General features: G+C 34.4%; 1 protein-coding gene and 2 pseudogenes. All 3 read right to left on the bottom strand.

Features of this window, described 5'->3' with window-relative positions:
• Nucleotides 1-115: 115 nt before the first annotated feature.
• Complete coding sequence (locus EHW56_RS15195) at nt 116-1,150, bottom strand: hypothetical protein (RefSeq protein ID WP_152799248.1); 1,035 nt, start codon at nt 1,148-1,150, stop codon at nt 116-118.
• A gap of 51 nt (nt 1,151-1,201) precedes the next feature.
• Nucleotides 1,202-1,495, bottom strand: a pseudogene (locus EHW56_RS15190) (ISAs1 family transposase); the annotation flags it as partial.
• Between the two features lie 102 nt (nt 1,496-1,597).
• A pseudogene (locus tag EHW56_RS15430) lies at nt 1,598-1,794 on the bottom strand (UDP-N-acetylglucosamine 2-epimerase (hydrolyzing)); the annotation flags it as partial.

Here is a 1,794-nt window from a genome sequence, read left to right as displayed (position 1 = left end):
GTGTAGAAACCATTTAGATCTGGATATATATCTAGCATGCTACTAGGTAGATAAAAAACTAAGTCGTAAAGAGCAGCAAGAAAAAAAGGGTTCATCAATAACACTAATAAAATTTTCATAGTAATAAATTAAATACGATTTCTATGACTTCACGACTTGACATTGCCGCAGCATTTAAAGCCACCACGTCAGGATCTGTATTTTTATACTCTATTTCAAGAGTTGAGTTGAAGTGGATGATAACTCTCACTTTAGGAAAGGAGTCGGAGATTACTACATCTTCGAAATTTGAGTACGCTGATTTATTGTTTGGGTGAGGTTTAACTGACACATTAATCTTTTCTTTTCCCCTTAAAGCATCGTAAATTTCTTTTTCGACACTAAAAAATTGTTTATCTGATGTGCAACACAAAAGAACTGAACACTCACCCAAATCAGGAGTCAAATATAGATTTGGAGGTCTGATAATTACCTGACCAATTTCTTTTACTATTTTTTCTTCAAAAATAATCTTTTGTTCGTTACTAAAGCACACTAAACTATTTATAAAACCAATTTTATTTTTTGGAGTGTAACTATTAGTAACAAGTCCGTGTTGGCTCACATGCACCTTGTAACCCAACTGCAAACTAGAAAGAAAATAAGCCCATCGATCATATTGGTTAGTGATATATAAATCTTCAATATCCGCTTTTTCAAGGAACCTATTAACTCTTATCATTTCAGGGATAAGCGCTATTTCCGGGTAAAACCAAAATGAAAATTTAAATCTTTTTAAGAACGCAAAAGACAATACAAAGAAGTAGTAAGTATCAACTAAGCTGAAGTGGAATTTTAGTCTTTTATCTATAAAGCCAAAATAATCAGATGAATAAGCATCAGCATATATATTTCTAGATTTTTCTGAGCAAATAAAGTAGGCTTTGTTAGTGATGCTCTGTGAGAGCGTAAGACGACAGAAAAAGATCCCCATCGGTAAAGACAACATATAAAAAACATATTTAACAATGCAGGTAATCAGATTAGAGTATGATTCAGGGCGAAAGCATTTGAAAGATAAACTTCTTTTACCTGCTGAATATAAGTCAATATAATATTCATTCTCTAGCGCTTTTATATATGTTTCGACATCTATTTTCAAATTGTTCATATGATCATCACTTATTACTAGAAACTCACGGAAAACGCATGAACACCCCCGTCACGAAAGGCTTCTCAGCACGGTCGCTAGGTACTCTTGGTCCATCGCGCACATAATTCGTTTGCGTTGAATGCCGGCTTTGAAACTCTTTTCTTGCTTTAATAAATTCAAAAACATTTGCCTTATTCGTGCAAACACTTCCGCTCGGTCATCGACTCTTATTCGGCAAGCATCTTCTTTTAATCCAACATCAAGTTGCCAATGAATCGATTCAATTAACCAGTGCGAGCGCGTGGCATCATGAAGCTCTTTCGCTGGTAGTGCTTTTGATCTGATATAATAACGCACTGATATTTAAGGCTATCCGTCTGTTTTCATTATTGATAGTTAAAGCTGATAGGGAAGATTTGCGCAATTGAATTTATATTTTAATTCCCTACAGATTAGGAGTAATCTTTAATTGGTATGAAACTGATCGACAAACATTTTTTGTTTGCTAATGTACCATAGTGCATCTGATTCGAGTGCCTGTAAAAAAAGCCTATCACTATTTCCCAAGCCGAATTCTTTTACCGATGTAAATTGTGCCGTCTTAGCTTTCTTTATCGCCTCTAAAATCAATGCTTTTTCTTCAACCTCGACGTTAAAAATTG

Origin of the sequence: Salinivibrio sp. VGrn1 (assembly GCF_009377995.1) — a bacterium.
In the GTDB taxonomy this organism is placed as follows: Bacteria; Pseudomonadota; Gammaproteobacteria; order Enterobacterales; family Vibrionaceae; genus Salinivibrio; species Salinivibrio siamensis.
This window is presented reverse-complemented; position numbering and strand designations above follow the sequence as displayed.